We start from the raw sequence: 23,038 nt of genomic DNA on the forward strand, positions 1-23,038 counted from the left end.
CCCCGCCGCGCCCCGCCGCAGGGCGCGGCCGGACGCGCCGCGCGAGCGGGTCCGAAGAAACTTCACGTTCGCATCTGGACAGCCGTCTTACCAGACGGTAGTAAAGATCAGCCCCCTGTTCCCCCCTTGGTCCCGGAGCCGCCCCATGCCGCGCCGCCGCGCCGTCCTGTCCACCTCGCTGGCCGCACTCGCCGCGGCCGGCGGCGTCAGCGCCCTGCCCGCCCGCGCGGCCGACGCCTCCACGATGAAGACGCTGCACTTCGACGTCGCGGTCGGCCCGAAGCACGACCAGCACTGCGACGTCGTCGGCGACCTCTACCTGCCGTCCGGGGCGTCCGCCGCGAACCGGGTGCCGGCCGTCCTGACCACCAACGGCTTCGGCGGCTCCAAGGACGACCAGGCCGGGTTCGCCAGGACCTACGCGCAGCGCGGCTACGCCGTGCTGTCCTATTCCGGCCTCGGCTTCGGCGGCAGCGGCTGCCGCATCACCCTCGACCACCCCGACTGGGACGGCGCGGCCGCGAGCCAGCTGGTCGACTTCCTCGCCGGGAAGAAGGCCGCCAAGGACGGGACGAGGCTGAACGCGGTGAAGCTCGACGCCGCCGGGGACCCGCGCGTCGGCATGGTCGGCGGCTCCTACGGCGGGCAGATCCAGTTCGCCGCCGCCGGCGTCGACCGCCGCATCGACACGATCGTCCCGATGATCACCTGGCGGGACCTGCGGTACTCGCTCGCGCCCAACAACCAGCTGGTGGACGGGAAGCTGAGCACCGACCCGGGCGTCACCAAGCTCGTCTGGGCGCTCGGGTTCTTCGGCGAGGGCGTGTCCGCCGGGCTCACCAACGGCCAGGTCGACCCGGGCCGGCTGGTCGGCTGCCCGAACTTCCCGACGATCCTGTGCCAGGCCGTCGGCGAGAGCCTGGTCTTCGGCGTCCCGCAGCCCGCGAGCATGGCGTACATGAAGGCCGCGTCCGTCGCGTCCTACATGCCGAAGATCACGGTGCCGACGCTGGTCGTGCAGGGCGAGACCGACAGCCTCTTCGACCTGCAGGAGGGCACCGCCACGTACCGGCAGCTCGCCGCGCAGCACACCCCCGTGAAGATGATCTGGCAGTCGTCGGGGCACAGCGGCGGGCAGGTGCCCGGTGACGGCGACCTCGCCGACCCGTCCGGCAGCTACATCGGGCAGCGCGTCGCCGCCTGGTTCGACCACTACCTCAAGGGCCGCTCCACCGGCACCGGACCGGCGTTCGCGTACTTCCGCCCGTGGGTGAAGTACCAGGGCAACGCCGCGCCCGCGTACGGCACCGCCGCCGCCCGGCCGCAGACGCTCTACCTGTCCGGCAAGGACAAGCTGGTCGGCGACCGGAAGTCCGTGGTGGCGGGCAGCGCGAGCTACGGCAACCTGCCGTGGATCCCCACGTCGTTCTCCGAGGTCTCCGCCGTGCAGGGCGCCCTCGGCCTGGACGACGTCGCGCCCGCCGACACCCCCGGCACCTACGTCGCCTGGACGGGCGCCCCGCTCGCCGCCGACACCGACGTGGCCGGCTCCCCCACCCTGAAGGTCCGGCTGGACTCCCCCGCCGCCGTCCGGTCGCAGCGGTCCGGCGTCAACGGCCGCCTCATCCTGTTCGCCAAGCTGTACGACGTCGCGCCGGACGGCTCGGTGTCGCTCGTCCACCGGCTCGTCTCGCCCGTGCGGGTCGCCGACGTCCGCAAGCCGCTGACCGTCCAGCTGCCCTCGATCGTGCACCGGTTCGCCAAGGGGCACCGGCTGCGCGTCGCCATCGCCTCCAGCGACCTGTCCTACCTGGGCAACCGGAACGTGCTGCCGGTCACCGTCCGCACCGGCCCCGCCGACCCCGGCGCGCTCACCCTGCCGACCCTTCGGTAGGACGTAACGGGGACCGTCGCCGGTTCGCCCGCGCACGGGCGGACCGGCGGACGAAATGATCGTAAGCTGGCGGCATGTCCGACGATCGCCCCTCGTGCACGTGCGTGATCTGTCACGACTACGGCGACCGCGACAGCCTGGACAACTTCCAGCTCCGCACCATCGTGCACGTCACCCAGTACGGGTGGAGCGTCGTCCTGGTCCAGTCCGACGCCGACGGCCCCGGCTGGGCGTACACGATCGGCCTGTGGCACAGCCACCGCGCGCCCGAGCTGGCGCTGTTCGGCGGCGACGTGTACGAGACCGAGGAGGTGCTCAACGCCCTCGGCCGGGAGGCGGCGGGAGGCCGCCCGCCCGCCGACGGCGAGCGCCGCGACGGCGCCGTCCGCGGCCAGACCGCCGCGTTCCGCACCGTCGACCCGCGCTGGTACGAGGGACCGTTCCGCGGCGCCGTCGCCTTCTACCGCCGCCCGCCGCTGCCGATCCTGCAGGTCGTCTGGCCCAACGCCGAGGGCCTGTTCCCCTGGCAGCCCGGCACCGACCTGCCGTTCCGGCACTCCCAGCCGTGGCTGTGGCTCGCCCCGTCCCAGCATCCCGCCGGGACCTGGACGCGGCGCCTGGCGGCCGGGCGCGGCTGAACGGGGCACGATCCGGCGGCAGGGCATACGATCGGCGGGTGTACGGGCCGATCGCCGAGACCATCCGGACCCAGCGCCTCGTCCTGGAGCCGCTGGCGGTCCACCATGCCGACGAGATGGCCCCGGTCCTGGACGACCCGCGCCTGCACACCTACATCGGCGGTGAGCCGCTCACCCTCGACGAGCTGCGCGCCCGCTACGAGCACCTCGTCGCCGGGCCCGCGCCCTTCCACCAGGAGTACTGGCTCAACTGGATCGTCCGGCGCGTCCGCGACAGGCAGGCCGTCGGCTACGTCCAGGCGACCGTCACCCCCGCGGCGGGCGGGCCGCAGGCCTCGGTCGCCTGGGTGATCGGCATGCCGTACCAGGGGTTCGGCTTCGCCACCGAGGCCGCCCGCGCGCTGGCCGGATGGCTCACCGGGCACGGCATCACCGCGATCACCGCGGCGATCCACCCGGACAACCGGGCGTCGGCGGCCGTCGCGTCCCGCCTCGGGCTGCGCCCCACCGGCGAGACCGCCGACGGAGAGACGATCTGGCGCCCGCCCGGCGCGGAACCGGCGCCGTGACACTCTGATATCGGGTCGTGGCGGGCGGGAAAGGCGTGAGTAAGCCAGAATCGACGGGGAACGCGCTGCGGGGCAGGCGGCATCGGTCGGTCGACGAGAGGGAGCACATGCGGGAGGTCTGGCCCGGGGATCCTTACCCGCTGGGCGCCACCTGGGACGGCACCGGCACGAACTTCGCGCTGTTCTCGGAGGTGGCCCGGCGGGTCGAGCTGTGCCTGTTCGACGCCGACGGGACCGAGACCCGGCGGGAGCTGCCCGAGGTGGACGGGTTCGTCTGGCACGGGTACCTGCCCGGCGTCGGGCCCGGGCAGCGCTACGGCTACCGGGTGCACGGGCCGTTCAGCCCGCGCGACGGGGACCGCTGCAACCCGGCGAAGCTGCTGCTGGACCCGTACGGCAAGGCCGTCGACGGCGAGGTCCGCTGGCACGAGTCGCTGTTCTCCTACCGCTTCGCCGACCCGGACGCGCTGAACGAGGACGACAGCGCCCCGTACATGCCGAAGAACGTCGTCATCAACCCGTTCTTCGACTGGGGCGACGACCGGCCGCCGCGCGTCCCGTACCACGAGAGCGTCATCTACGAGGCGCACGTCAAGGGCCTGACGAAGCTGCATCCGGGCATCCCGGAGGAGCAGCGCGGCACCTACGCGGGCCTCGGCCATCCGGTGATGGTCGACCACCTCGTCGACCTCGGTGTGACGGCCGTCGAGCTGATGCCGGTGCACCAGTCGATCCCCGAGCACGCGCTGGTGGCGCGCGGCCTGGACAACTACTGGGGCTACAACACGATCGGGTTCTTCGCCCCGCACAACGCCTACAGCTCCTCCGGGCAGGCCGGCGAGCAGGTGCTGGAGTTCAAGGCGATGGTCCGCGCCCTGCACGAGGCGGGCATCGAGGTCATCCTGGACGTCGTCTACAACCACACCGCGGAGGGCGACCACCTCGGGCCGACGCTGTCGTTCCGCGGCATCGACAACGCGTCCTACTACCGGCTGCGCGACGACGACAAGCGCTACCACCTCGACTACACCGGCTGCGGCAACTCCCTCAACGTCCGCAACCCGCACGCGCTGCAGCTCATCATGGACTCGCTGCGCTACTGGATCCTGGAGATGCACGTCGACGGGTTCCGGTTCGACCTCGCGTCCGCGCTGGCCCGCGAGCTGCACGACGTCGACCGGCTCGCCGCGTTCTTCGACCTCGTCCAGCAGGACCCGGTCGTCTCGCAGGTGAAGCTGATCGCCGAGCCGTGGGACGTCGGCGAGGGCGGCTACCAGGTCGGCAACTTCCCGCCGCTGTGGACGGAGTGGAACGGCAAGTACCGCGACACCGTCCGCGACTTCTGGCGCGGCTCGTACGCGACGATGCCGGAGTTCGCGTCCCGGCTGACCGGCTCCTCCGACCTGTACGAGCACAGCGCGCGCCGCCCGTTCGCGTCCATCAACTTCGTGACCTGCCACGACGGGTTCACGCTGACCGACCTCGTGTCCTACGACCACAAGCACAACGAGGCCAACAACGAGGCCAACCGCGACGGCACCGACGACAACCGGTCCTGGAACTGCGGCGAGGAAGGCCCCACCCGCGACCCCGGCGTGCTGGAGCTGCGGGCCCGCCAGCGCCGCAACTACCTGGCCACCCTGTTCCTGTCGCAGGGCGTCCCGATGCTGCTGCACGGCGACGAGCTGGGCCGCACCCAGCGCGGCAACAACAACGCCTACTGCCAGGACAACGAGCTGGCGTGGGTGCACTGGGACGACCCCGGCGACATGGAGTTCATCCGGATCCTGTCGCGGCTGCGGCACGACCACCCGGTGTTCCGGCGCCGCCGCTTCTTCACCGGGACCGGCACCGGCGCCGCCGCCGACATCGCCTGGCTCACCCCCGCCGGCGAGAGCATGACCGACCAGGACTGGAACGTCGGCTTCGCCAAGTCCCTCGGCGTGTTCCTCAACGGCGACGCGATCACCGAGCCCGACCCGCGCGGCCGCCGCGTCCGCGACGACTCGTTCCTGCTGCTGGTCAACGCCGGGTCCGACGCCGTCGAGTTCGCCCTTCCCGGCGCCGAGTACGGCGAGCGCTGGGAGTTCGTGCTGGACACCGCCGACCCCGCCGCCGTGGGCGAGCGCCCCCGCGTCAAGGCCCGCGACGAGATCGCCCTCCCCGCCCGCTCCCTGGCGGTGCTGAAGCGGGGCTAGTCCCTAGGTCCGGTTCCGCTCCCTCAGGTTCGACTCACCTCCATGGCGGTGAGGAAGACCAGGACGAACGTCGTGACCGCGATCAGTCCGTGGAAGGCCACGGCGGCGGCCGGGAACGTCTGGTCGCGGCCGCGCGCGTGCCGGCCGCCTCCCCCGACGAGCCAGCGCGTCAGCAGCATGAACCCCTGCAGGATGACGACCAGCAGCGCGGCGAACGCGACCCAGGCGTAGGCGGCGCTCGCGGTCACCAGGTAGCCGATCCAGACGCAGAGCCCCAGCACGGCGGCCAGCGGATGGCCGATGACCACCAGGACCGGGAACCGGGTCACCTTCGTGCCCCGCCCCCCGCTCGTCAGCCATTTGATCAGCAGGTAGCCGCCGGCCGTGGCGGCGAGGACCCACGCGGCAAGTGCGGCGAACTCCACCCCCCGCTCCTTTCGGTGCAGTTCTACGGTCCGTCCCAGGACCAAGTGTCGCGTGCCGGCCGCCGCGTCATGACGGATTCGTGCATATTGCCGTACGCTGCGTAAGCGAAAGGGGCAGGTCGGCCTTGCCCGCGGTGCAGTAACTTGTGACTTCTATGCGGACCCTGACGCCATCCCCGGAACCGGTCGACCTCGCCGAGCGCTACGCCTACCCGCCGAGCGGCGGGACGTGGCTGCGCGCCAACATGGTCGCCAGCCTCGACGGGGCGGCGCAGCGCGAGGAGCGCAGCGGAGGGCTCGGCAACCCCGCCGACCAGGAGCTGTTCCTGCTGCTGCGCGGCCTCGCCGACGCGGTCATCGTCGGCGCCCAGACGGTCCGGGCCGAGAGCTACGGGCCGGTCAAGCCGCGCGACAGCTGGAACGGCGTGCGGGAGGGGCGGCCCCCGGTACCGCCGCTCGCGGTCGTGTCCCGCACCCTCGACCTGGACTTCGACGCGCCCCTGTTCACCGAGGCCGTCGTCCCGACGATCGTGCTCGCCACCGCGACCGCCGATCCGGAGCGGCTGCGCCTGGCGAAGGAGCGCGCGGACGTCATCATCGCGGGCGAGGACTCGCTCGACTTCGCCGTCGCCGTCCGGGAGCTGGAGTCGCGGGGCTTCCGGCGGCTGCTGTGCGAGGGCGGTCCGGGGGTGCTGGCACAGATCGTGGGGGCCGGTCTGCTGGACGAGCTGTGCCTGACGCTGAGCCCGATGCTGCTCGCCGGGCACCCGACGCGGATCCTGAACGGGCCGCCGGTCCCGGTCCCGCCGGAGTTCCGTCTCGAGCACGCGCTGGAGGAGGACGAGTTCCTGTTCCTCCGCTACGCGCGCAGCCGGTAACGGACGAACAGGACGCCCTCGTCCAGGTAGACGGCGGCGGGCTCGACGGGCACCTCGGCGTCGAGCACGCCGAGCATGCGCGTGTGACGCGGGCTACCGAGCAGGGCGGGCGCGATGTTGAGGCACAGCTCGTCCACCAGCGATGCCCGGATGAGCGCGGTCGCCAGGGACGGCCCGCCCTCGCACAGCAGATGCTCGTGGCCGAGGTCCTCGCGCAGGGCGCGGACGGCTTCGGGCAGGTCGATGTCGTCCTCGCCCGCCGCCACCACCGGGATCCCCGGCGGGACCCGATCTCCCGCGCGCTCCGACGTCACCACGATGGTCGGGGTCTCGGCCTCCGTGAACAGCGGCAGTGTCCAGTCGAGGTCCAGGGAGCGGCTCACCACGACGATGGGCGCGGGCGGGCCGCCCCGGCGCGCGCGCAGGTCCTCGCGTAGGCGGGCGGGCCCGAGACGTCCGGTGCGGGCGGTCGCGGCGCCGACGAGGATCGCGCCGGCGAGCGCCCGGAGCGTCCGGAACACCCGGAAGTCGGCGTCGCCGCCGAGGCCGTCCGTCCAGCCCTCGGCGTCGGTGACCGATCCGTCGGCGCTCATCACCATGCCGATCCGCAGGCCGGGCGCGTCGCCGTACGCCTCGTACGGATCGACGCCATCGACGGTGGGCTCGGGCAGCAGACGACGCATGACCTGCAGGTTATCGAGACCCCGGTGCTCCGTTTTGTCGGTGCCGGGGCGCAAGATGGGGGCATGGACCTGCCGATCAGCCCGCCGCTGCCGCCGATGCTGGCCAAGGCCGTCAAGACCATGCCCCAGGGCGACCTGCTCTACGAGCCGAAATGGGACGGCTTCCGCTGCATCGTCTTCCGCGACGGCGACGAGGTCGAGCTGTCCAGCCGCGGCGAGAAGCCGCTCACCCGGTACTTCCCCGAGGTCGTCGAGGCGGTGAAGCGGGAGCTGCCGGAGCGGTGCGTGGTCGACGGCGAGATCGTCCTGCCGCGCGGGACCCGCCTGGACTTCGAGGCCCTGCAGCAGCGCATCCACCCGGCCGCGTCGCGGATCAAGCTGCTGTCGGAGGAGACGCCGGCCTCGTTCATCGCCTTCGACCTGCTCGCCCTCGGCGGCGAGTCGCTCATGGAGACGCCGCTCGGCGAGCGCCGGCGGCGGCTCGTCGAGACGCTGGCGGGCGCCAAGCCGCCGATCCACGTGACGCCCGCGTCCGACTCCTACGACCTGGCGCAGCGCTGGTTCCAGGAGTTCGAGGGCGCCGGGCTCGACGGCGTGATCGCGAAACCGCGCGACACCGAGTACCAGCCGGACAAGCGGGTGCTGTTCAAGGTCAAGCACGAGCGCACCTGCGACTGCGTGGTGGCGGGCTTCCGCTGGCACAAGTCGGGGCCGATCGTCGGGTCGCTGCTGCTCGGCCTCTACAACGACGACGGCACCCTGCAGCACGTCGGCGTGGCGGCCTCGTTCACGATGAAGCGCCGCGCCGAGTTGGTCGAGGAGCTCGAGCCCTACCGCATGCAGGACCTGTCCGGGCATCCGTGGGCGGAGTGGGCCCAGCAGTCCGAGGCGACCGCCGACCGCATGCCCGGCGCCGTCTCCCGCTGGACGGGCAAGAAGGACCTCAGCTGGGTGGCGCTGCGCCCGGACCTGGTCGTCGAGGTGGCCTACGAGGCGATGGAGGGCAACCGGTTCCGGCACACCGCCCGGTTCCGCAACTGGCGCCCCGACCGGACGCCCCGGTCGTGCACCTACGAGCAGCTGGAGGTCCCGGTCGCCTACGACCTCGACGACATTCTCAACGGCCCCGCCACCAGCCCCCGCGCCGATCGGTGACGCGGAGGCCGCGCGGGCCCGGGATCAGGGCTGGGTCTCGTTGCGGATGGTCTGGTCGATGACGGACTGGTCGGACTTCGCGGTCATCTTCGGGGCGGCGTAGGGGCGCAGGTAGGTCTGCTTGACGCCGGGGACGCGGTCCTCGATGACGAACGTCGCCTTGGTCGACACCGGGGAGCCCTGCGTCCGGACGGACGCGACCGTCTTGAAGTCGGCCTTCATCTCCTCCTTGCCGATCTTCGTCAGGACGTAGCCGCGCTGGTTGTTGTAGAACTTCAGATGCGGGTTGATCTTGATGAAGGGCTGGCTCGCGGGGTCGGAGTCGGCGCCGTCGCCGGTGGTGCTGATGGACGAGCACACCAGCTCGGAGCCGACCGTCGCCGAGTCCGGGTCGTCGTAGTTCGCCTTGAGGTCGCTCGCCCAGTGGGCGTGGACGTCGCCGGTGAGCACGACGGGGTTGCGGACGCCGGCGTCCACCCAGCCCTTGGTGATGCGGTCGCGGGAGGCGGCGTAGCCGTCCCAGGCGTCCATCGAGGTCTTCTTGACCGGGCCGGCGGTGTTGTCGCGCTGGGCGAAGAAGACCTGCTGGCCGATGACGTCCCAGCGGGCGCCGGACTTGCGGAACCCGTCGAGCAGCCACTTCTCCTGCGCGTCGCCGGTGATGCTGCGCTTGGGGTCGGTGGCCTCGGGGCAGTCCTTGTAGCCGTCGCCGCAGCCCTGGTCGTCGCGGAACTGGCGGGTGTCGAGCATGTGGAAGTTGGCGAGCTTGCCCCAGCGGACCCGCCGGTAGATCTGGATGTCCGGGCCGTGCGGGATCGAGGAGCGGCGCAGCGGCATGTTCTCGTAGTAGGCCTGGAACGCGGCGGCGCGGCGGGCGCGGAACGCCTCGTAGGTCGGGGTGTCGGACCCCTCCTCCGGGATGTAGCCGGCCCAGTTGTTCTCGACCTCGTGGTCGTCGAAGACGACGAGCCACGGCGCGGCCGCGTGCGCGGCCTGCAGGTCGATGTCGGACTTGTACTGGGCGTGCCGCTGCCGGTAGTTCGCCAGCGTGACCGTCTCGGGGCCGTCGTGGTCGCGGATGTTGCCGCCCGTGCTGTTGTAGACGCCCTTCTTGTACTCGTACTGGTAGTCGCCCAGGTGCAGGACCAGGTCGGGGTGGTCCTCGGCGAGCCGCCGGTACGAGGTGAAGTAGCCGTGCTCGTACTGGGCGCAGGAGACGAAGGCCATCGTCAGGGCGGACCCGAACGAGTCAGTACGCGGGGCGGTGAGGGCGCGGCCGACCGGCGAGACGTGGTCGCCGGTGCGGAAGCGGTACCAGTAGTCGCGCCCGTGGCGCAGGCCCTTCAGCTCGACGTGCACGGAGTGCGCGGCCTCGGGACGGGCGGTGGCGGTGCCGCGCCGCTCGATCCGCTTGAACTTCTCGTCGGTGGCGACCTCCCACTTCACCTGGACGGACTTGGCCGGCATGCCGCCGAGGCCGTCCTCGGCGTGCGGGTCGAGGGCCAGCCGCGTCCACAGGACGAAGCCGTCGGGGGCCGGGTCGCCGGACGCGACGCCGAGGGTGAACGGGTCGCCGGGCGCCGCGGTGCGCAGCCGGGGGGCGGCGGCCTCGGCGATGCCCGGGACGGCGAGGACGCCGGCCGTCAGGCCGCCGGCGACGAGGAAGGATCTCCTGCTCAGGGGGCGTGCGAGTTCGGCCATGGGGGCGGTGACCTTTCGGGGGTTCCGGCGGTGATCGCCGAAAGCCTCACCGCGGCCGGTGACATGGAGGCACCGCGCGGGTGACGTCCGCCGCAACAAAGATGATCTTTTGCGCCCCGCATGCACGCACGGAGGGGCGGGTGATAAGCTGGCGGCTTACGAACTGCGCACAACAAACCGCACCCTATGAATAGGAGTGTAGCCGAGGCATGGGACATCGTCAAGCGGCACCTGTCAAGCCGGCCGGCGCGGAGGCCGGCGAGGCCGCCCGCCGGGCCGCCGTGCGCACCGAGCAGGAGTACGTGACCCGCCTGTACGAGCGGCTCGACGAGGAGCGCGCCAAGGCCGAGACGGCGCTGCGCGAGGGCCCGGCCGCGGGCGGCGGCGGCGTGCTGCAGGCCCGGGTGGAGAGCGCCGTCGCCACCGACGAGGCCGCGCGCCGGCTGGCCCGGCTGAGCGGGGTCGAGGAAGGGCTCTGCTTCGGCCGCATCGACCACCGCGCCGACGCCGACGGCCCCGGCGACACCTTCTACATCGGCCGGATCGGGCTGCGCGACGAGGAGCACGAGCCGATCCTGATCGACTGGCGCGCGGCGGCGGCCCGCCCGTTCTACACCGCCACGCCGGGCGCCCCCGGCACGCTCGCCCGCCGCCGCCACCTGCACCTGCGGCACCGGGAGGTCCTCCGGCTGGACGACGAGGTGTTCGACCTGGAGGGGCTGGACGAGGCGGAGCGCCGCGGCATCGTCGGCGAGGCCGCGCTGCTGGCCACGCTGCGCCGCGGCCGGACGGGCCGGATGAGCGACGTCGTCGCGACCATCCAGGAGGAGCAGGACCAGGTCATCCGCTCGGGCCTGCAGGGCGTGCTCGTCGTGCAGGGCGGACCGGGCACCGGCAAGACCGTCGCCGCGCTGCACCGCGCCGCCTACCTCCTCTACACGCACCGCGACGTGCTGGAGCGGCGCGGCGTCCTCATCGTCGGCCCGAACGCGACGTTCCTGCGCTACATCGAGCAGGTGCTCCCCGGCCTCGGCGAGACCGACGTCGTGCTGGCCACGGTCGGCGAGCTCCACCCCGGCCTGAAGGCGACCGCGAGGGACACCCCCGAGGTCGCCGTCCTCAAGGGCGACCGCCGCATGGCCGACCTCCTGCGGGCCGCGGTCCACGACCGGCAGCGCGCGCCCTCCGGCGGCTTCCGGATCGACACCGACGGCCTCACCCTCGTCGTGGACGCGGAGAAGTGCGAGCAGATCCGCGATCGTGCCCGCGACCTGCACCTCCCCCACAACGTCCAGCGGCGCCGCTTCGTCCACGACATGCTGGAAGCGCTCGCCGTGAACCGGGCGGAGCAGTACGAGCGCATCATGGACGAGCCCCTGGAGCAGCTCGCCGGCCCCGGCGGGTACCCGGCCTGGCTGCAGGAGCTCCTCGACGAGGCCGAGGACGGGCCGCTCCTGGACGAGACGGACCTCCGCCTGGCCAAGGAGGCCCTCTGGCAGGAGCCGGCCGTCCGCAAGGCCCTCGACGAGCTGTGGCCCGAGCTGACGCCCGAGCGGCTCCTGACCGACCTCTTCGCTTCCCCGGACGCCCTCGACCGCCTCGGCGCCGAGGCCGGCCTTCCCGGCTGCGCCCTCCTGCACCGTCCGGCCGGCTCCCCGTGGACGGTGCCGGACGTCCCCCTCCTGGACGAGGCCGCCGAGCTCCTGGGCGTGGACGACTCCGCCGAGAAGGCCCGCCGGCGCGCCGCCGACGCGGCCCGCGCGGAGGAGGCGCGCTACGCCGCCGAGGTCATGCAGTCGACCGGCGGCACCAACATGATCCCCATCGGCGACCTGATCTCCGCGAGCGAGCTGGCGGAGCGCCACGGCGACGGCGGCCCGCCCCTCACCACGGCGCAGCGCGCGATGGCCGACCGCCAGTGGGCCTACGGCCACGTCATCGTGGACGAGGCGCAGGAGCTGTCGGAGATGGCCTGGCGGACGGTGATGCGCCGCGTCCCGACCCGGTCCCTCACCGTCGTCGGCGACATCGCGCAGACCGGCAGCGCGGCGGGCGCCGCGACCTGGGGGCAGATGCTCGACCGCTACGTCCCGGGCCGCTGGCGCGAGCAGCGCCTGATGGTCAACTACCGGACGCCGGCCGCCATCATGCGGGTCGCCTCCGACGTCCTCGCCGCCGTCGCGCCGGACCAGACGCCGCCCGAGCCCGTCCGCGACGACGGCCCGCCGCCCCGCGCGGTCGCGCTGCCGGTCGACGCCCTGCCCGGCCTCGTCCGCGACGAGCTGGCCGGGTTCGGCGACGGCGACGAGGGCCGCCTCGCGGTGATCACGTCGGCGGCCCGGCACGCGTCCGTCCTGGCCGTCCTGCCGGACGCCGCCGTGGGCGCCACGCCGGAGGCCCTCGACTCCCCCACCGTGGTGCTCACCGCCGAGGAGGCGAAGGGCCTGGAGTTCGACTCGGTCGTCGTCGTCGACCCCGCCGGCATGCTCGCCGAGTCCCCGAAGGGCGGCCAGGACCTCTACGTCGCCCTGACCCGCCCCACCCGCCGCCTGACGATCGTCCACAACAACGACCTCCCACCCCTGCTCAGCGGGAGCCTTGCAGCCGGGTGAGGGTCTGGGTGAGTTCGGCGGTGATGATGCGGCCGGCGGTGCCGGGGTCGCGGGCGCGGATCGCCTCGACGAGGGCGGCGTGCGCGGCCCGGCCGTGCGCCTCGTCGGACGCGCGGACGTCGACGAGGGTGACCAGGTCGAGCAGGCCGGCGCGCAGGACCGGGACGAACTCGGCGTGCAGGTCGACCAGGACGGGGTTGTGCGCGGCGGCGATCACGGCGGCGTGAAGGGCGATGTCGGCGTCCAGGAACGCTTCCAGGGACGGGCCGGCGAACGCCTCGTCGCGGGCGGCGAGGGCGGCGTCGAGCGCGGTGAGGTCCGCGTCGGTGCGGCGCTCGGCGGCCAGCTCGGTCGCGCGGACCTCGATCATCATGCGGATCTCGTAGACGTCGGTGACGGAGGCGCGGCGGAGCCGGGCGGTGAAGTCCTCGTCGGGCTCGGTCGCGGTGACGAAGACGCCGGCACCCTGGCGGGCCTGGACGAGGCCGGCGCCGGCGAGGGCGCGCAGCGCCTCGCGGACGGTGGAGCGGCCGACGCCGAGTTCCCTGGCGAGCGTGGTCTCGCCGGGGAGCCGGGTGCCGACCGGCCAGGAGCCGCCGGTGATCTGGTCGCGGAGCCGTTCGGCGGCCTGCTCGACGAGCGGGCTGCGGCGGAGCGGGCCGAGCGGCATGCGCGGTGTTCCCTTCTGGTCGGTGCCCCTACGCTAGCGTCTCCACAGGAACTCAGCTTGTCTGAGGAGCTGAGGTGTGGTTAGAGTGGCGGCCATGTCGTGGCGGGGCCTTCTTCTCGGTCGCCGCGGCGGGGCCTGATCCGACCGGCACCCCGCCGCGGGGTCCGGTACTGCCGGTCGTCCGGCGATCAGCGAGGACCACGGCCTTGAACGAGCCCACAGCCACCACGTTCCCCACCCTGCGCACACCGTCCGGCTCCGTCGCGGACGGCGCGCCCTTCTGGAATCCGCAGCGCGGCAGCGCCATGCCGTCGCACCGCTACCGGTCGGCCCACGACCGGGTCCCCTCGCCCGTGCCCGAGGTCGAGCGGACGTGGCCGTCGCGGCGCATCGAGCGGGCGCCCCTCTGGGTGCCGGTCGACCTGCGCGACGGCAACCAGGCGCTGGCCGAGCCGATGGACCCGGCCCGCAAGCGCCGGATGTTCGACCTCTTCGTGACGATGGGGTTCAAGGAGATCGAGGTCGGCTACCCGTCGGCGAGCCAGACCGACTTCGACTTCGTGCGGCACCTCGCCACCTCGGGTGCCGTACCCGACGACGTGACGCCGGTGGTGTTCACGCCCGCGCGCCGCGAGCTGATCGAGCGGACGTTCGCGTCCATCGAGGGCATGCCGCGCGCGGTCGTCCACCTGTACACCGCGACCGGGCCGACGTGGCGCGACGTCGTGCTCAGGCAGGACCGCGACGGCGTCCGCACGCTGATCCTGGACGGCGCGGCGGACGTGGCGCGCCTGGCGGAGGGGCGGCCGGGCGTGCGGTTCGAGTTCTCGCCCGAGACGTTCAACTTCACCGAGCCGGAGTACGCGCTGGAGGTGTGCGACGCGGTCACGGCGCTGTGGGACGCCTCGCACGACCGTCCGGTGATCCTGAACCTGCCGGCGACCGTGGAGATCGCGACGCCGAACGTGTACGCCGACCAGATCGAGTTCATGCACCGGAACCTGGCCCGGCGGGACGCGGTGATCCTGTCGGTCCATCCGCACAACGACCGCGGGACGGGCGTGGCCTGCGCGGAGCTGGCGGTGCTGGCCGGCGCGCAGAGGGTCGAGGGCTGCCTGTTCGGCAACGGCGAGCGCACGGGGAACGTCGACCTGGTCACGCTCGCGCTGAACCTGCACGCGCAGGGCGTCGACCCGCGGATCGACTTCGCCGACATCGACGAGATCCGGCGCACCGTCGAGCACTGCAACCGGCTGCCCGTCCACGAGCGGCACCCCTATGGCGGCGACCTGGTGTACACCGCGTTCTCCGGCACCCATCAGGACGCGATCTCCAAGGGCATGGCGCACCACGCGGCGCGCGCCGCCGAGCTGGGCGTCCCGGCGGAGCGGGCGCCGTGGGAGGTCCCGTACCTGCCGATCGACCCCGCCGACGTGGGACGCGGCTACGAGGCGGTCATCCGGGTCAACAGCCAGTCGGGCAAGGGCGGCATCGCGTACCTGCTGCACACCGGTTACGGGCTGGAGCTGCCGCGCCGCCTCCAGATCGAGTTCTCGCGGGTCGTCCAGCAGGCCACGGACGGCAGCGGCGAGGAGATCACCGCCGGCGAGCTGTGGGAGCTGTTCCGCGCCGAGTACGTCGACCGGACGGGCCCCGTCGCGCTGACCGAGTGGCGGACGTCCCACACCGGCCCGGCACGGCACGACTTCACCGGCGTGCTGCGGGTGGACGGCCGCGAGCGCGAGTACACCGGTTCGGGCAACGGGCCGCTGGCGGCGCTCGCCGACGCGCTGGCCTCCGCCGGGGTGAAGGTGGACGTGCTGCAGTACGTCGAGCACTCGACCGAATCAGGCCACGACTCCCCCGCCGTGGCCTACGCCGAGTGCCGCGTCGACGGCGTGACCTGCTGGGGCGCGGGCCGCGACACGTCCGTGCTCACCGCGTCCGTGCAGGCCGTGCTGTCCGCGGTGAACCGGGCCAAGGCCGGCTGAGGCGCGGCCGACGCGCGGACCGCCGCACCGCAAGGGCAGTTTGTGACCAAATGAGGGTGGAGTTCGCCGGATCGGCGCCGTTTACCCGGCGCCGATCCGCGAGGAGCCTGTGCCACCGTAGAGATCATTTGCTCACTTCCCGGAGGTGCGGGTTGGCCAGGCGATCCCTGAGACGGACCCGGCGGACGGCGGCGCTCGCCGCGCTCACCGCGGCGGCCGTGGCGGGCGGCGGCGCGACGGCGATGGCCCGGACCGTCCCCAAGATCGTGGTGAAGGACGGCGTCACGCAGCCGGTCTTCTCCTACAAGGACGCGATCCGCGAGCACGTGTACGTCCAGTCCAGCGTGGACAGCGACCAGGACGGCAAGCCCGACCGCGTCAACGTCGACATCATCCGGCCCAAGGAGACCGAGCAGGGCCTCAAGGTGCCGGTCATCATGGACGAGAGCCCGTACTACGACAACCTCGGGCGCGGCAACGAGAGCGAGCACAAGACCTACGACGCCGACGGGAACCCGGTGAAGTTCCCGCTGTTCTACGACAACTACTTCGTCCCGCGCGGCTACGCGTTCCTCGCCGTCGACATGGACGGGACGACCCGCTCGGACGGCTGCCCGGTCAGCGGCGGCCCGTCGGACGTGCTCGGCGGCAAGGCCGTCGTCGACTGGCTCAACGGCCGAGCCAAGGCGTTCAAGCCGGACGGCACGCCGGTCGAGGCGACCTGGACCACCGGCCACACCGGCATGATCGGCAAGTCGTACGACGGGACGCTGGCCAACGGCGTCGCCGCGACCGGCGTGCAGGGCCTGGACACGATCGTCCCGATCTCCGCGATCAGCAGCTGGTACGACTACAGCCGGATGAACGGCGTGAAGTACTGGACGGACGAGCAGCCGGGCCTGGCCGACGTGGTCGACACCGACCCGCCCGCCAAGTGCGCCGCCGTCAACGCCGGCCTCGACAAGGGCGAGGACGACGCGACCGGGAACTACAACGCCTACTGGAAGACGGCGAACTACCTGCGCGGTTCGGTGACGCACGTCGGCGCCGTCCACGCGAGCATCTTCGCCAGCCACGGCGTCAACGACCTGAACGTCAAGGACAACCAGTTCGCGCAGTGGTGGCAGGCGCTCGCGCAGCGCGGCATCACCCGCAAGGTGTGGCTGCACCAGCGCGGCCACGTCGACCCGTTCGACATCCGCCGCGACGACTGGGTGAACACGCTGCACAAGTGGTTCGACCACGAGCTGATGAAGGTCCCCAACGACGTGCTGAAGGAGCCGCGCGCCGACATCGAGGTCGGCCCGGACCAGTGGATCACGCAGGCGGACTGGCCGGCGGCCGACGCGAAGACCGTCATCCTGCGGCCCCGCGCCGACGGCTCCCTCGGCGACCAGCGCGCCCCGGCGGGCACGACCGCGTCGTTCACCGACGCCGCCGGGCCGCAGAACGCCGGCTACACCGAGGGCGACATGGTGTCCGATCCGACCACCGCGAAGCCGTTCCGGCTCGCGTACGTGTCGGGGCCGCTCCCGCAGACCGGGCGGCTGTCCGGCACGCCGGACGTGCGGCTGTCGGTCAAGCTGGACAAGCCGACCGCGAACCTGACCGCGCTGCTGGTCGACTACGGCACCGACACCCGCGTCGACTACCTCGGCGCGGGTTCGGGGATCAAGACGCTGACCACCGAGGACTGCCACGGTGAGAGCACCCCCGCCGACGACGCCTGCTACAAGCAGACGCAGGTCAGCACGGTGACCTCGCCGGTGAACGTCGTCGGGCGCGGCTGGCTGGACGTGCAGAACGCCGCGTCGCTGAGCGACCCGAAGCCGGCCGAGCCCGGCAAGTACTACAGCGTCCGCTGGCAGACGCTCAGCCAGGAGTACCAGCTGAAGAAGGGGCACCGCCTCGCGCTGGTCCTGGCCGGGACCGACGCCGACAACAACACCGAGACGCCGACCGGCGCCGCGGTGACCGTCGACCTGTCGGCGAGCTCGATCCGCTTCCCGGTCGTCGCCGGGCAGGACGGGATGAGCGCGCTGGACGTCCCCGAGCCGAAGGCCACGTGGCACGGCCCGTCGAACGTGACCCTGCCGCGGCAGGAGCGCAAGCTGTACTGACGCGCGAACGAGGCCGCCGCCCCCGCATGCCCGGGGCCGGCGGCCTCACCCGCCGCGCGTGACGGCCTCAGCGGGTCGCGGCTTCGGCCGGGCGTTCCGCGCGCACGGGCGTCTCCACGCCGAGGACGAAGCCACCGCCGGTCCGCTCCGCCGTCAGCACGCCACCCCGGGCCGCCACCCGCTCGGCCAGGCTGGGCAGCCCGATGCCGCCCTGGGCCGCCCGTTCCGGGTCGGGGGCGGGCGGCCCGTCCACCCCGTCGTTGGTGAGCCGCAACCGCGCGACGCCGTCGATGACGGCCGCCTCGATCGAGCAGCGGGTGGCCCGGCTGTGCCGCAGGATGTTCGTGACCCCCTCGCGCAGCACGGTGGCGAGGACGGTGTCCAGGTCCGCCGGCAGGTCCGGGACGTCCACCGCGTGCGCGACCTCGATGCCCACCGCGGCGAGCGTCGCGCGCGCCGCCCCGGCCTCCGCCGCGACCGACATCTCCCGGTAACCGCTGGTCACGCCGGTCATGTCGGCGAGCGCCTGGCGGGACATGCCGAGCGCCTCCGCGAGCTGCCGGCGGGCCTCGTCCGGCCTGGCGGTCGCGAGCCGGGCGGCCACCTCGTTCTTCACCACGACCGTGGACAGGCTGTATCCGAGCAGGTCGTGCAGGTCCCGGGAGAACCGCAGCCGCTCCCCCACGACCGCCGCGGCGGCCGTCTCCTCGCGCGCGTCCTGCAGGGTCGCGGTGAACCCGGCCATCCGCGCGATGCCGTACACCAGGGCGGCGCGCTCGGCCGTCCAGACCATGAAGTAGACGGTGCCCCAATGGGCGGTGCCCCAGATGCCGAACGGGACGTCCTGGCAGACCAGCACGGCGACCACCGGCCACCGCAGCCGCCGCCCCAGCAGCGCCGCCGCCGCGCCCGGCAGGAACGGCAGGACGGCCCAGGTCGTCGGCCCGTAGAACGGCATCGGCGCGAACGTCAGGACGACCAGCCCGCCGAGGACCCCGTACCGCTGCACCGCGCCCAGCGGACGCCCATACGCCCGCAGGCACCCGTACACGTACAGCACGATGTATGCGGCGAGCAGCAGCACGAACAGCGCCGCCGACCCGACGGCGTGATCGCCGCGCGCCAGGAACCGCAGCGGATACGGGACGATCATCAGCCCGAGCGTCGCGGCGCCGAGCACCGCGACCGTGCGGGTGGTCAGGTCCCCGGCGACGGTCCGCGCCCGCGCCGGCTCGGCCGGGTCGTCCAGCCGGGCGAGGTACTCGTGGGCGACGCGGCGGGTCGTGGCGAGGGCCGCCCGCGCGCCGCGCACCCCGTCGTCCAGCAGGTCGCGCGCCTCGTCCGGGCGCTCCCCGATCAGCGTGAGCGCGTGCTCACCGCGCTCGATCGTCCCGGCCAGAGCGACGCCGATGTTCTCCTGCAGCCGCCGGGTGAACGCCAATCGCTCCTGCGTGACCCGCGCGGCGGGCAGGGCCTGGAGGGTCTCCTCCAGCGCGGCGACCAGGTCGGCCAGCCGCGCCATGCCGTAGACGGCGACGCCGACGAACGCGGCCTGCCCGATGAGGAAGTACAGGGCCTCGGCGACCGTCGGGCGCTCGGCCAGCGACAGCGGCAGGTCCGCCGCGAGCACCGCGCCGAACCCGGCCCAGGCGAGCCATCCGGGGCGGACGAGCAGCAGCACCGCGCCGCACAGGAACCCGACGTTGCCGTACCAGGTCGACGAGTACCAGATCATCGGGACGAACGTCAGGACGGCCTGGGCGGCCAGCGTCAACTGCCACGCGGCGGGCCGTCCGCCGTCCAGCCGCCGCACGCAGTTGCGCAGGTGCAGCACGAGCAGCGCGGCGAGCAGGAGCAGCGGCACGACGCGCCGGGACGTCGGGAGTTCCGACGTCATGATCCCGACGAACCCGCCGAAGAAGAACCCGATCGTCACGATCGCGATGACGGCCTGCGCCACCCGCGGGACGACCGCCGCCACACGCTGCATGGCGGAAATCTACCCTTACCTTGGACAATGTCCAGATAGACGGCTACAAGGTGATCTCCTGGCCCGGGTCGAGGAGATGGAACCCGGCGGGGAACGACGCGAACGGCTCGGTCAGGGTGTCGCGGCCCTGCGAGAAGTGCGTCCAGCCCTCGAAGTGCAGCGGGACGACCTCCCGGGCGCGCAGGATCGCGGCGGCCTCCGCCGCCGCGGCGCTGCCCAGCGTCAGGTCGCCGTCCACCAGCGGCGTCCGGGCGGCGCCGGCGAACAGCAGCGCCACGTCGAACGGCGCGAACCGGCCGGCGATCTCCCGGACCACGTCCAGGGACGCGTTGTCGCCGCTCACGTAGGTGGTGGGCAGCCCGTCGCCGGTCAGCACGAACCCCGTGACGGGGCCGGTCAGGTGCTCGGTGCCGTCCGGGCCGTGCTGCGCGGGCACGCCGGTGACCCGCAGCGTGCCGCCGCCGGGACGGGGCAGCTCGGCATGCTCCCAGTTCGGCAGCGCCCGGACGGTCCCGCCGAGCCGCTCGGCGGCGATCCCGGTCGACAGGGTCAGCGGCGCCGCCAGCACGTAGGCGCGGCCGCCGTCGTCGAGGTTGTCGGGGTGCTGGTCGTGCGAGAGCAGCACCGCGTCGACCGGACCGATCTCGTCCGGGCCGGCGACCGCGTCCATCGTCTTGGTCAGCGCCCGGTCGCCGACCGGGTGCTCGCCGGGCGCGTCGAACGTCGGGTCGACCAGCAGCCGCACACCGCCGATCTCCAGGAGCGCCGTCGGGCCGCCGAGGTAGCGGACGGTCAGCGCCGGACCTGCTGGGGAGTGCTCGGGCATGGGGGTCGCCTTCCGGTCGTCGCGGACGTGTCGATCACGCAAACCCGCGGCGGGGCCGGAAATTCCCGGCTCAGGAGGGCTTGCCGGTGTCCTTGCTGGGCTGCACCCGCTTGGGTTCGCCCGGCATCTTAGGGTAGTTGGGCGGATACGGCATGTCACCGAGTCCGTGGTCGCGCTCGTCGCGGTCGGCCAGCTCCAGCAGCGCGTCGAGGGTGAACGCCTCGTCGTCGATGGCCGCGTGCAGGTCGCCGACCTTGGCGAACCGGTCGGGCATGGTGGCGATCGTGAAGTCGTGCGGGTCGGCGTCGGCCAGCTCGTCCCAGGTCACCGGCGCGGAGACGGGCGCGTGCGGCGCGGGCCGGACGCTGTAGGCCGACGCGATCGTCCGGTCGCGCGCGTTCTGGTTGAAGTCGATGAAGATCTGCTCGCCCCGCTCCTCCTTCCACCACCGCGTCGTGACCTCGTCGGGGACGCGGCGCTCCACCTCGCGGCCGAACGCCAGCGCGGCCCGGCGGACCTCGGTGAACGTCCAGCGCGGCTCGATCCGCACGTAGATGTGCACGCCGCCCTTGCCGGAGGTCTTCACGAACCCCGTCATCCCCAGCTCGGACAGCAGGTCGCGGGCCGGGCCGAGCGCCACCCGGACGGCGTCGGAGAAGTCGGTCCCCGGCTGCGGGTCGAGGTCGATGCGCAGCTCGTCGGGGTGGTCGACGTCGCCGTCGCGGACCGGCCACGGGTGGAAGGTCAGCGTGCCGAGGTTGGCGGCCCAGGCGATCACGGCGACCTCGGTGGGCCGGACCTCGTCGGCGAACCGGCCGCTCGGGAACGCGATCCGGGACGTCCGCACCCAGTCGGGCGCGCCCTTGGGGACGCGCTTCTGGTAGAAGGCGTCGGACTTGCCGGCGCCGAAACCGGCCTGGCCGCGCGCGTAGTCCTCGCGGGTGGCCATCTTCGCGCCCTCGAAGACGCCGGCCGGCCAGCGTTCGAGCGTGGTGGGCCGGTCGCGGGTGGCCCGCAGGATGCCCTCCCCCACGGCGATGTAGTACTCCACGAGCTGCCGCTTGGTGTAGCCGTGCTCGGGGAAGTAGACCTTGTCGGGATTGGTCACCTTGACGAGCCGATCCCCTACCGGGATCTCGATGAAGGGCGAGGCCATGACTGCACGTTAACCCAGGGATGCGACAGTCTCCGGGGACGGCCCCGCCGGGTACCTTCGAAGCATGGAGAAGATCCGCAAGAGCGAGGAAGAATGGCGGGCCCGGCTCAGCCCCGAGGAGTTCCGCGTGCTCCGCGAGGCGGGCACCGAGAAGCCCTTCACCGGCGAGTACACCGACACCAAGACGGTCGGCGTGTACCGGTGCCGCGCCTGCGGGACGGAGCTGTTCCGGTCCGAGACCAAGTTCGAGAGCCACTGCGGCTGGCCGTCGTTCTACGCGCCGTCCGACTCCGACGCGGTGACCCTGATCGAGGACCGCGCCCTCGGCATGGTCCGGACCGAGGTGCGCTGCGCGACCTGCGACTCCCACCTCGGCCACGTCTTCCACGGCGAGGGGTACGGCACCCCGACCGACGACCGGTACTGCATCAACTCGGTCTCGCTGACGCTCGAACCCGCCGGATGACCGCAACCGCGGGCCCGCGTCGCGCGTCCCAAGGGACGACGACGCGCCCGCGGGAGGCCATCATGGGCGAGCACGGTCCCTACGAGACCGCATTCCTGACCGGCGGCGCCGTCCGGGTCGCCCAGACCGCCCTGGTCGCCCTGTACGAGGGGCGCCACCTCCGGGTGTCCCGGGGAACGCACCGGGTGCAGGCCGTGAACCGGGACGCGGACGACCCGGTCCAGGCCGCGCTCCTGGCACGCGTCCCAACACGGGCATCGTGTTGGGCGACCTCCTCCGGGCGACGGCCGCGTCGGGCGAGGTACGCGCGATCGCGGACGCGCTCAAGGAGGCGGGATTGCTCCGGGCCGGCCTGCGCGGCGCGCTCCGGCCCACCCGCACCGGGCGGGCCGCGCGGCGCCGGGCCGTCGAGGAGGTCCCACCGGACGGCCCGGGGCGGTGCGCCGCGCTGGGGCCGGACGGCGTCGGGGAGGCCGGGCTCCGCGAGATCCTGCTGACCGAGGACCCGAAGCCCCTGAAACTGGACCAGGCCCGGCGGCGCGGCCACGACCTGGAGTCCAGCAACCTCTCGGACACCCAGTACGGTCCCTGACGGGACAGCCTCAGGGCGTGTCCGGGACCTCGCAATCGTCGTTGTCGCTCTGCTTGTTGGCGAGGACGACGCTGCCGTTGTCGCTGCTCTTGCCGTGCACGAACACGCGCGGCTCGTCGTCGCCGCCGTCCTTCAGGTAGCTCGTCGTCCACTCGCACAGCGAGACGGCGGGCTTGGAGTTCTCGTCGTCCTCGCCGAGGTCGGTGTAGACGCGGACGAACGTCCCGCTGCGCCGGATGTCGGTGACGTGCTTGACGATCTCGCCGCCCGGGTCCTTGGAGCGCAGGTACGGCAGCGCGTCGGAGGAGAGTTCGTCGGGGTCCCCGGCCGCGGCGAGCGTCGCCCCGGCGGAGGACGGCGCCGGGCGGGAGGTGTGCGCGGCGGCGGCCGCCCGGGGCGCGGGCGAGGAGCCCACGGCGGTCAGCGCGAGCGCGGCGAGCGAGGCCACGACGGCCGCCGACACGGTGCCGGGGG

Annotated in this window: 19 protein-coding genes; 11 read left to right on the plus strand and 8 right to left on the minus strand. The window is 73.0% G+C overall.

The window, feature by feature from the left end; all coding sequences use genetic code 11:
• Positions 1-145: 145 nt before the first annotated feature.
• From ABD296_RS43285 to glgX, 4 genes are all read left to right on the plus strand, one after another.
• Positions 146-1,894, plus strand: a complete 1,749-nt coding sequence (locus tag ABD296_RS43285) for an alpha/beta fold hydrolase (protein ID WP_344282147.1) — start codon at positions 146-148, stop codon at positions 1,892-1,894.
• 74 nt (positions 1,895-1,968) lie between these two features.
• Positions 1,969-2,532, plus strand: coding sequence for a DUF4262 domain-containing protein (locus tag ABD296_RS43290; RefSeq protein WP_344282150.1), 564 nt, complete (start codon positions 1,969-1,971; stop codon positions 2,530-2,532).
• A 38-nt stretch (positions 2,533-2,570) separates the two neighbouring features.
• Positions 2,571-3,101 carry a GNAT family N-acetyltransferase gene (locus ABD296_RS43295; protein WP_344282153.1) on the plus strand — a complete coding sequence of 177 codons (531 nt, stop codon included), beginning with the start codon at positions 2,571-2,573 and terminating at the stop codon, positions 3,099-3,101.
• 107 nt (positions 3,102-3,208) lie between these two features.
• Positions 3,209-5,299 carry a glycogen debranching protein GlgX gene (glgX, locus tag ABD296_RS43300; RefSeq protein ID WP_344282156.1) on the plus strand — a complete coding sequence of 697 codons (2,091 nt, stop codon included), beginning with the start codon at positions 3,209-3,211 and terminating at the stop codon, positions 5,297-5,299.
• Between the two features lie 23 nt (positions 5,300-5,322).
• Here glgX and ABD296_RS43305 read toward each other — a convergent pair whose 3' ends face one another.
• Positions 5,323-5,724 carry a hypothetical protein gene (locus ABD296_RS43305; protein ID WP_344282159.1) on the minus strand — a complete coding sequence of 134 codons (402 nt, stop codon included), beginning with the start codon at positions 5,722-5,724 and terminating at the stop codon, positions 5,323-5,325.
• A gap of 155 nt (positions 5,725-5,879) precedes the next feature.
• Here ABD296_RS43305 and ABD296_RS43310 point away from each other — a divergent pair, with 155 nt between their 5' ends.
• A complete protein-coding gene (locus ABD296_RS43310) occupies positions 5,880-6,602 on the plus strand; it encodes a pyrimidine reductase family protein (RefSeq protein WP_344282162.1) in 723 nt (240 codons plus the stop codon).
• Here ABD296_RS43310 and ABD296_RS43315 read toward each other — a convergent pair.
• The gene (locus ABD296_RS43315; RefSeq protein ID WP_344282165.1) at positions 6,584-7,285 is read right to left on the minus strand and encodes a dihydrofolate reductase family protein; all 702 of its coding nucleotides are present in this window, start codon (positions 7,283-7,285) and stop codon (positions 6,584-6,586) included. The two genes, ABD296_RS43310 and ABD296_RS43315, sit on opposite strands and share 19 nt — an antisense overlap.
• Before the next feature lie 63 nt (positions 7,286-7,348).
• Here ABD296_RS43315 and ABD296_RS43320 point away from each other — a divergent pair, with 63 nt between their 5' ends.
• Entirely contained in the window at positions 7,349-8,440 is a 1,092-nt protein-coding gene (locus ABD296_RS43320) for an ATP-dependent DNA ligase (RefSeq protein ID WP_344282168.1), read from the plus strand.
• Positions 8,441-8,464: 24 nt separating this feature from the next.
• Here ABD296_RS43320 and ABD296_RS43325 read toward each other — a convergent pair whose 3' ends face one another.
• Positions 8,465-10,141: an alkaline phosphatase D family protein gene (locus tag ABD296_RS43325; protein ID WP_344282171.1), complete on the minus strand. Its 1,677-nt coding sequence runs from the start codon at positions 10,139-10,141 to the stop codon at positions 8,465-8,467.
• Between the two features lie 209 nt (positions 10,142-10,350).
• Between ABD296_RS43325 and ABD296_RS43330 the strand changes: the two genes are divergently transcribed.
• The gene (locus ABD296_RS43330; RefSeq protein ID WP_344282174.1) at positions 10,351-12,753 is read left to right on the plus strand and encodes a HelD family protein; all 2,403 of its coding nucleotides are present in this window, start codon (positions 10,351-10,353) and stop codon (positions 12,751-12,753) included.
• Here the strand turns inward: ABD296_RS43330 and ABD296_RS43335 are convergent.
• A complete protein-coding gene (locus tag ABD296_RS43335; protein ID WP_344282177.1) occupies positions 12,728-13,423 on the minus strand; it encodes a FadR/GntR family transcriptional regulator in 696 nt (231 codons plus the stop codon). The genes ABD296_RS43330 and ABD296_RS43335 overlap by 26 nt on opposite strands.
• Positions 13,424-13,728: 305 nt before the next feature.
• Between ABD296_RS43335 and leuA the strand changes: the two genes are divergently transcribed.
• Both leuA and ABD296_RS43345 read left to right on the plus strand, forming a co-directional pair.
• On the plus strand, positions 13,729-15,414 hold the full coding sequence (leuA, locus tag ABD296_RS43340) for a 2-isopropylmalate synthase (protein WP_344282200.1): 1,686 nt from the start codon (positions 13,729-13,731) through the stop codon (positions 15,412-15,414).
• Positions 15,415-15,566: 152 nt separating this feature from the next.
• Entirely contained in the window at positions 15,567-17,534 is a 1,968-nt protein-coding gene (locus ABD296_RS43345) for a Xaa-Pro dipeptidyl-peptidase (RefSeq protein ID WP_344282179.1), read from the plus strand.
• A gap of 67 nt (positions 17,535-17,601) precedes the next feature.
• Here ABD296_RS43345 and ABD296_RS43350 read toward each other — a convergent pair whose 3' ends face one another.
• The 3 genes from ABD296_RS43350 to ABD296_RS43360 form a co-directional block, all read right to left on the minus strand.
• A complete protein-coding gene (locus ABD296_RS43350) occupies positions 17,602-19,524 on the minus strand; it encodes a sensor histidine kinase (protein WP_344282182.1) in 1,923 nt (640 codons plus the stop codon).
• 43 nt (positions 19,525-19,567) lie between these two features.
• The gene (locus ABD296_RS43355) at positions 19,568-20,350 is read right to left on the minus strand and encodes an MBL fold metallo-hydrolase (protein WP_344282185.1); all 783 of its coding nucleotides are present in this window, start codon (positions 20,348-20,350) and stop codon (positions 19,568-19,570) included.
• A 70-nt stretch (positions 20,351-20,420) separates the two neighbouring features.
• Positions 20,421-21,506, minus strand: a complete 1,086-nt coding sequence (locus ABD296_RS43360; protein WP_344282188.1) for a DNA polymerase domain-containing protein — start codon at positions 21,504-21,506, stop codon at positions 20,421-20,423.
• A gap of 64 nt (positions 21,507-21,570) precedes the next feature.
• On the opposite strand from ABD296_RS43360, the gene msrB reads away from it, so the two are divergent.
• Positions 21,571-21,972: a peptide-methionine (R)-S-oxide reductase MsrB gene (gene msrB / locus ABD296_RS43365; RefSeq protein WP_344282191.1), complete on the plus strand. Its 402-nt coding sequence runs from the start codon at positions 21,571-21,573 to the stop codon at positions 21,970-21,972.
• A 259-nt stretch (positions 21,973-22,231) separates the two neighbouring features.
• The gene (locus tag ABD296_RS43370) at positions 22,232-22,564 is read left to right on the plus strand and encodes a hypothetical protein (protein ID WP_344282194.1); all 333 of its coding nucleotides are present in this window, start codon (positions 22,232-22,234) and stop codon (positions 22,562-22,564) included.
• A 10-nt stretch (positions 22,565-22,574) separates the two neighbouring features.
• Here the strand turns inward: ABD296_RS43370 and ABD296_RS43375 are convergent.
• The coding region (locus ABD296_RS43375) for a hypothetical protein (protein WP_344282197.1) at positions 22,575-23,038 on the minus strand (464 nt) is incomplete at its 5' end.

The sequence above is a fragment of the Actinomadura napierensis genome, assembly GCF_039529375.1.
Classification (GTDB): domain Bacteria; phylum Actinomycetota; class Actinomycetes; order Streptosporangiales; family Streptosporangiaceae; genus Spirillospora; species Spirillospora napierensis.

Coding starts and splice junctions, on each gene's coding strand:
- ABD296_RS43320 (WP_344282168.1), top strand. CDS start 7,349: ATGGACCTGCCGATCAGCCCGCCGCTGCCGCCGATGCTGGCCAAGGCC.
- msrB (WP_344282191.1), top strand. CDS start 21,571: ATGGAGAAGATCCGCAAGAGCGAGGAAGAATGGCGGGCCCGGCTCAGC.
- glgX (WP_344282156.1), top strand. CDS start 3,209: ATGCGGGAGGTCTGGCCCGGGGATCCTTACCCGCTGGGCGCCACCTGG.
- ABD296_RS43315 (WP_344282165.1), bottom strand. CDS start 7,285: ATGCGTCGTCTGCTGCCCGAGCCCACCGTCGATGGCGTCGATCCGTAC.
- leuA (WP_344282200.1), top strand. CDS start 13,729: ATGCCGTCGCACCGCTACCGGTCGGCCCACGACCGGGTCCCCTCGCCC.
- ABD296_RS43335 (WP_344282177.1), bottom strand. CDS start 13,423: ATGCCGCTCGGCCCGCTCCGCCGCAGCCCGCTCGTCGAGCAGGCCGCC.
- ABD296_RS43360 (WP_344282188.1), bottom strand. CDS start 21,506: ATGGCCTCGCCCTTCATCGAGATCCCGGTAGGGGATCGGCTCGTCAAG.
- ABD296_RS43330 (WP_344282174.1), top strand. CDS start 10,351: ATGGGACATCGTCAAGCGGCACCTGTCAAGCCGGCCGGCGCGGAGGCC.
- ABD296_RS43355 (WP_344282185.1), bottom strand. CDS start 20,350: ATGCCCGAGCACTCCCCAGCAGGTCCGGCGCTGACCGTCCGCTACCTC.
- ABD296_RS43350 (WP_344282182.1), bottom strand. CDS start 19,524: ATGCAGCGTGTGGCGGCGGTCGTCCCGCGGGTGGCGCAGGCCGTCATC.
- ABD296_RS43310 (WP_344282162.1), top strand. CDS start 5,880: ATGCGGACCCTGACGCCATCCCCGGAACCGGTCGACCTCGCCGAGCGC.
- ABD296_RS43325 (WP_344282171.1), bottom strand. CDS start 10,141: ATGGCCGAACTCGCACGCCCCCTGAGCAGGAGATCCTTCCTCGTCGCC.
- ABD296_RS43290 (WP_344282150.1), top strand. CDS start 1,969: ATGTCCGACGATCGCCCCTCGTGCACGTGCGTGATCTGTCACGACTAC.
- ABD296_RS43285 (WP_344282147.1), top strand. CDS start 146: ATGCCGCGCCGCCGCGCCGTCCTGTCCACCTCGCTGGCCGCACTCGCC.